The sequence below is a fragment of the Protofrankia sp. CiP1_Cm_nod2 genome, assembly GCF_920664355.1.
GTDB lineage: Bacteria > Actinomycetota > Actinomycetes > Frankiales > Frankiaceae > Protofrankia.
Map to the genome: position 1 here is coordinate 1 of NZ_CAKKTL010000062.1, position 5,302 is coordinate 5,302.

6 protein-coding genes are annotated in these 5,302 nt (G+C 69.1%); 4 read left to right on the forward strand and 2 right to left on the reverse strand.

Features of this window, described 5'->3' with window-relative positions:
* Window positions 1–298 precede the first annotated feature (298 nt).
* Window positions 299–994, reverse strand: coding sequence for a hypothetical protein (locus NBW84_RS09290; RefSeq protein ID WP_250283650.1), 696 nt, complete (start codon window positions 992–994; stop codon window positions 299–301).
* Between the two features lies 1 nt (window position 995).
* The gene (locus NBW84_RS09295; RefSeq protein WP_250283652.1) at window positions 996–1,622 is read right to left on the reverse strand and encodes an RNA polymerase sigma factor; all 627 of its coding nucleotides are present in this window, start codon (window positions 1,620–1,622) and stop codon (window positions 996–998) included.
* Between the two features lie 172 nt (window positions 1,623–1,794).
* On the opposite strand from NBW84_RS09295, the gene NBW84_RS09300 reads away from it, so the two are divergent.
* From NBW84_RS09300 to NBW84_RS09315, 4 genes are all read left to right on the forward strand, one after another.
* Window positions 1,795–2,061: a type II toxin-antitoxin system Phd/YefM family antitoxin gene (locus NBW84_RS09300; RefSeq protein ID WP_250283654.1), complete on the forward strand. Its 267-nt coding sequence runs from the start codon at window positions 1,795–1,797 to the stop codon at window positions 2,059–2,061.
* On the forward strand, window positions 2,058–2,336 hold the full coding sequence (locus NBW84_RS09305; RefSeq protein WP_250283656.1) for a type II toxin-antitoxin system RelE family toxin: 279 nt from the start codon (window positions 2,058–2,060) through the stop codon (window positions 2,334–2,336). The genes NBW84_RS09300 and NBW84_RS09305 overlap by 4 nt, the downstream gene beginning before the upstream one ends.
* Window positions 2,337–2,400: 64 nt before the next feature.
* On the forward strand, window positions 2,401–2,862 hold the full coding sequence (locus tag NBW84_RS09310) for a hypothetical protein (protein ID WP_250283658.1): 462 nt from the start codon (window positions 2,401–2,403) through the stop codon (window positions 2,860–2,862).
* Between the two features lie 150 nt (window positions 2,863–3,012).
* Window positions 3,013–5,157, forward strand: coding sequence for a glycosyltransferase family 39 protein (locus NBW84_RS09315; RefSeq protein ID WP_250283660.1), 2,145 nt, complete (start codon window positions 3,013–3,015; stop codon window positions 5,155–5,157).
* Window positions 5,158–5,302: the final 145 nt, after the last annotated feature.

Sequence of the window (5,302 nt, forward strand, 5' to 3'; positions counted from 1 at the left end):
CCCCCCGACCGGCCCAGGTGCCGGCGGCAGGCCCGGGCCCGGCGGCCCGCCTGCCGGCGGTGGCCCCGGCCGCGGCGGCCCGCCGCTCGTCGTCAACGCGTCCCCGGTGGCCTTCGGCACCCAGCGTGTCTCAGCCCGCACCGACCTCTTCGTCGACTGATCTCCTCGTCGACGGCATACACGTCATCCGGTAATTTCCCCCAGCAACCGGTCTCGTTCATCAAAAAACTGAAAACCAGATTCCTGGACAGATGCGGTGACCGTTCTTGCGTCGAGACGGTCACCGCATCTGTCAGCATCATTCCGTGTGCGGCACTATGATCACGGTCGACTGGTCGTGGTTGAAGGAAAGGCTGGCGCAGGGCCGGCCCACGGCCCACGGCTGGCCGAAGCCGCTGTCGTCGATCCGCCAGGACTGTAGGCCGTAGGAATCCAACTTCTGCCGGACTATACTGATGATCTCGCTGCGGGGGCGGCAGTGATCCGCCCGTACCGCGGTCACCACGTCATTCTGGAAAGCGGCGAAGCTGCGCGCGGAATCAGACACTCCCATGAACGGCCGCAGCCCCAGCGTGCGGCAGGCGTTTTTCGACGGAAACACCGCGACAGCCCCACCCGAGGTAAGGCAGGCGACGATTTCTGACGGTGCTTTCATTCCGGTGGACCGCCACACCTGCCGGCAGGATTCTACTGGGTCCGTCACCCCGCCGCCGACAATGTCCGTGTCACCGTGAAGACTCACCGTCTTATAACATGACACCGTCATAGCCTGGGTCGCCACATCACCAGGAAGCAGTCCTCGGCCGGCGGCCGTCCCAAGAACAGCCACCACGGCCACAGCCGGAACGACTATCAGCTTTCGCCGCCACCACGGCCTCCGGGCCGGCTCGGAAGTCGCCGCGACGTGGCGTTCGAGCAGTTCCTGGCGCTGTGCCAGCCGCTCCGCCGGGATGGCCCGTTGCGGCGGAAGCCACGGAAAATCCAGATCGGACATGTCACGCCCCTTCCCGACCGTGTCGGCCTGTGACCGGTGTCGCCGTGTCAACGGATTCCTGGAACGCGCCCGTCCCCGCGGCCCGGGTCTTCGCGAGCCGGGCGCGGGCACGGGCCAGCCGCGACCGGACCGTTCCCACCGGAACGCCCAGAGCGACCGCGGCTTCTGCATAACTCAGACCGGCCATCGCCACCAGGGCGACGACATCCCGCTCACCACGGTTCAGGACCGCGAGCTCACGCAGAATGTCCTGCATCCGTTGCTCGTCGTCGAGCCGTGCCACCACCTCGTCGGCGGGATCGGGCTCCACATCCGGGGGCGGCAGTCGGTACAGCGCCGCGTCGTAACGACGAGTGGCCCGCGTCTGGTTGCGCACCACGTTCGTCGCCACCCCGAGCAGCCACGGGCGCAACGAGCCGGAGAGAGCAACCGCGTCGGCCCGCCGCCGCCACGCCTCCAGGAAGACCACGGACGTCGCGTCCTCCGCACCGCTCCACGAACCGAGCCGGCGGAAGCAGTAGGTGTAGACGGCGCTGGAGTGCGCGCGGAACAAAAGCCCGAACGCCGTCCCGTCCCCGGACCGGGCCCGCGCAAGCAGCTCACCGTCATCAGCCGGCTCAGGCGTCATCGATCGCTCTCATACCTCGTAATGTCCGCACGAGCCCGTCAGGTTCCCAGCGAACCACCACCTCCAGGACGGAAGCTTCGGCGACTCGCGGGGCTGTGGAGAGGCCCACGACCGTTGCCAGGGACGGGGAGCGGAGTGGACATCGGACGATCAATGAGCCACAATTGTGGCCATGACGATCGAGTCTCTCCGTATGGTCCGTGACCACCTGTCCGAGTTCGTTGATCGGGTCGAACACCAGCACGAACGGATCGTGCTGACCCGTAACGGCCACGCCGCCGCCGTGCTGATCAGCCCCGAAGACCTCGCCCAACTGGAAGAGACCATCGACGTCCTGCGCGACTCACAGGCACTGGCCGACATCCGCGAGGCCGACCGGGCCTACGCCAGCGGCGACGTCCTGCGCGGCACAGCGGCCGTACGCGACCTGCTCAGGTGAACGGCGACGACTACGAGCTCGTCCTCACCCCACCAGCCCGACGCGCGTTTACCGACCAACTGCCCGAAGCCGTCGCGACCGCGGCCGTGGAGTTTCTCACCACCGCTCTGGTCGAAGCTCCACGCAGAGCAGGCAAACCCCTGCGCTTCGATCTCGAAGGAATATGGGCGGCCCGCCGAGGCACCTATCGCATCCTCTATCGGATCAATGACGACAAGCACGACGTCGTCGTCCTCCGCCTCGAGCACCGCCGGGATGCCTACCGACCGCTGTGACCCGCTACCGATTTTCTTCGCCCATGGCGAACCGCCCACGGCAGGAGGGGGCGGATGGGCATCTTTGCACTCGCGGCTCATGAAGATACGCAGCCATCGTGACGACGCTCCGCTGTGGTGGACACACGAGGACAACCGCCAGATCAGTTTCACGTCCGTTCGTCCACGCGAGGTGTTCGAGAACTACGACGCGGGTTTCGCCCTTGGGCTGGCGTGTCCCGGCATGATCGCGGGAACCGCTACCGATCCTGATACCGGGATCGTCTTTCTCCGCTTGTCACACGCACGGTCCCGATTGTGGGCCTCCTTCGCGGACGACCCGGAGGACCAGGGATACGAAGTCCTCCAGTGCGGGCCACGCCGGTTGTGGGAGGAGCTGGAGGCCGCCTACCAGTGGTGGATCAAGGCTGGTAGGCCGAGGTTCCACCGCTTCGGCATGACCGTCACCCCACACGGCCAGGAAGCCTGGCTCGGCACCCCGGGCCACATCGTCTCGCCCGTCCAGCGGCCGGCCGCCTGGAACTGAGCAAACCTGACCTGGGCGGACCTGGACAGGCTCTCAGTCGGCTCCCAGGCTCGCATCAGGTCAGCGTCAGGCTGAAACCCCACTATCAGGTCCCATGACGGTGGCTCCCGACCTTCGACAGCAGCCCGGACCGACGGCGAGGATCCGGCCATGACCACGACCGTTCCCGAGCGGGCGGGCATTCCGCCCGCCCCGGCCGCGGCACCCGGCCGCCCCGGCGCCGGTTCCCGGGCGGGGGGCCGGTGGGCGCGAAGCCTCCTGCGCGGCCGGGAGAGCGATCCGGCATGGGTGCGTCCCGCGCTGCTCGCCCTGCTGGCCGGGACGGCCGTGCTCTACATCTGGGGGCTCGGCGCCTCCGGCTGGGCGAACAGTTTCTACAGCGCCGCCGTCCAGGCAGGGTCGTCGAACCTGACGGCGTTCTTCTTCGGCTCCTCGGACGCCGCGAACTTCATCACCGTGGACAAGCCACCGGCATCACTGTGGGTGATGGACATCTCGGTGCGTATCTTCGGGCTGAGCTCGTGGAGCGTGCTCGTCCCGCAGGCGCTGGAAGGTGTCGCCGCCGTCGGGGTGCTGTACGTGACCGTCCGGCGCTGGTTCTCCCCGGCCGCGGCGCTGCTGTCCGCGGCCGTGTTCGCGCTGACACCGGCCGCGGTGCTGATGTTCCGGTTCAACAACCCCGACGCGCTGCTCGTCCTGCTGCTGCTCCTCGGCGCCTACGCGACCGTCCGGGCGGCGGAGACGGGCAGCGCCAGATGGCTGGTCTGGGCGGGGGTCTTCGTCGGGTTCGGCTTCCTCGCGAAGATGATGCAGGCGTTCCTGGTCGTGCCGGTCTTCGCGGCCACCTACCTGCTGGCCGCGCCGATATCGCTGCGGCGCAGGATCGGTCGGCTGTTGCTGTCCGGGGTGGCGATGTTCGTCGCCGCCGGCTGGTGGGTGGCGGCCGTGGAGCTGTGGCCGAAGGGCTCCCGGCCCTACGTCGGCGGCTCGCAGAACAACAGCATCCTCAACCTCATCTTCGGCTACAACGGCTTCGGACGGCTCAACGGCAACGAGGCCGGCAGCGTCGGCGGAGGCGGCGGCACCGGCGGCCGCTGGGGGGAGACCGGCCTGACCAGGATGTTCAACACGGAGATGGGCGGGCAGATCTCCTGGCTCATCCCCGCGGCACTGATCATCATGGTGGCCGTGATCGCGATGCGCGGGCGCGCCCCACGCACCGACCGGACCAGGGCCGCGCTGCTGCTCTGGGGCGGCTGGCTGGTCGTCACCGGCGTCACCCTGAGCCTCGCCAAAGGGATCATCCACCCCTACTACACGATCGCGCTCGCGCCGGCGGCCGCGGCCGTCGTCGGCATCGGCGGCGTCCACCTGTGGCGCGAACGCGACCGGCTCGGGTCCTGCCTGGTCCTGGCGGCCGCGGTCACCGCCACGACGGCGTGGTCGTACGTCCTGCTGCACCGGACGCCCGACTGGCAGCCGTGGCTGCGAGCGCTCGTGATCGCTGTCGGTGCCGTGGCGATCGTCACGCTGATCCTCACGCTGGTGCTTCCCGCGCGTCCGGCACGTCGCGCCGCGACGGTGCTGGCCGCCGCCGGCATCCTGGTGACGCTGATCGGGCCCGCGGCCTACGCGGCCGAGACGGCCGCCACCCCCCACACCGGCGCCCTCCCGTCGGCGGGGCCCACCAGCGGCTTCGGCGGCGGCCCTCGCGGCGGAGGTTTCGGCGGGGGAGGCTTCGGTGGCGGCGTCCGGATGAACGGTCCGGGCGGGGGCGTCCCGCAGGGGATGCCACCAGGCGGCACAACAGGCCAGGGCGGCACGACGGGAGGCCAGGGCGGCACGACGGGCCAGGGGGGTGCGACGGGCCTGGGTGGCGGCTTCGGCCAGCAGGGTGCGGCGATGTTCGGCCGGGGCAGAGGCCTCGGGGGCCTGCTCGACGCCGGGACGCCGAACGCCGAACTGGTGACCGCGCTCACCCAGAACGCCGAGCGCTACACCTGGGTCGCGGCCACCATCGGATCCAACTCCGCCGCCGGCGTCCAGCTCGCCACCCGTGCACCGGTGATGGCCATCGGCGGCTTCAACGGGACCGACCCGGCCCCCTCGCTGGCCCAGTTCCAGGAGTACGTCGAAGCCGGAAAGATCCATTACTTCCTCGCCGGCGGTGGCATGGGCCGCGGTGGCGGCTCCGGCGGCACCGCCAGCGCGATCACCACATGGGTCCGGCAGACCTTCACCACGACCACGATCGGCGGCACGACCGTCTACGACCTGACCAGGCCAGCCGCATAAAGTAATCACCGCACAGCATCTCCGGAACAGGACCGGGGCACGGGCCTCCCGGCGACGCGAAAAGCGCTTTTCGCGTCGCCGGGAGGCCTTCTTCCATTTTTCAGCTTCTTTCCACTTTTCAGCTGCCAGTTTTCAGCTGCCGGCT

Coding starts and splice junctions, on each gene's coding strand:
- NBW84_RS09300 (WP_250283654.1), top strand. CDS start 1,795: ATGACGATCGAGTCTCTCCGTATGGTCCGTGACCACCTGTCCGAGTTC.
- NBW84_RS09295 (WP_250283652.1), bottom strand. CDS start 1,622: ATGACGCCTGAGCCGGCTGATGACGGTGAGCTGCTTGCGCGGGCCCGG.
- NBW84_RS09315 (WP_250283660.1), top strand. CDS start 3,013: ATGACCACGACCGTTCCCGAGCGGGCGGGCATTCCGCCCGCCCCGGCC.
- NBW84_RS09290 (WP_250283650.1), bottom strand. CDS start 994: ATGTCCGATCTGGATTTTCCGTGGCTTCCGCCGCAACGGGCCATCCCG.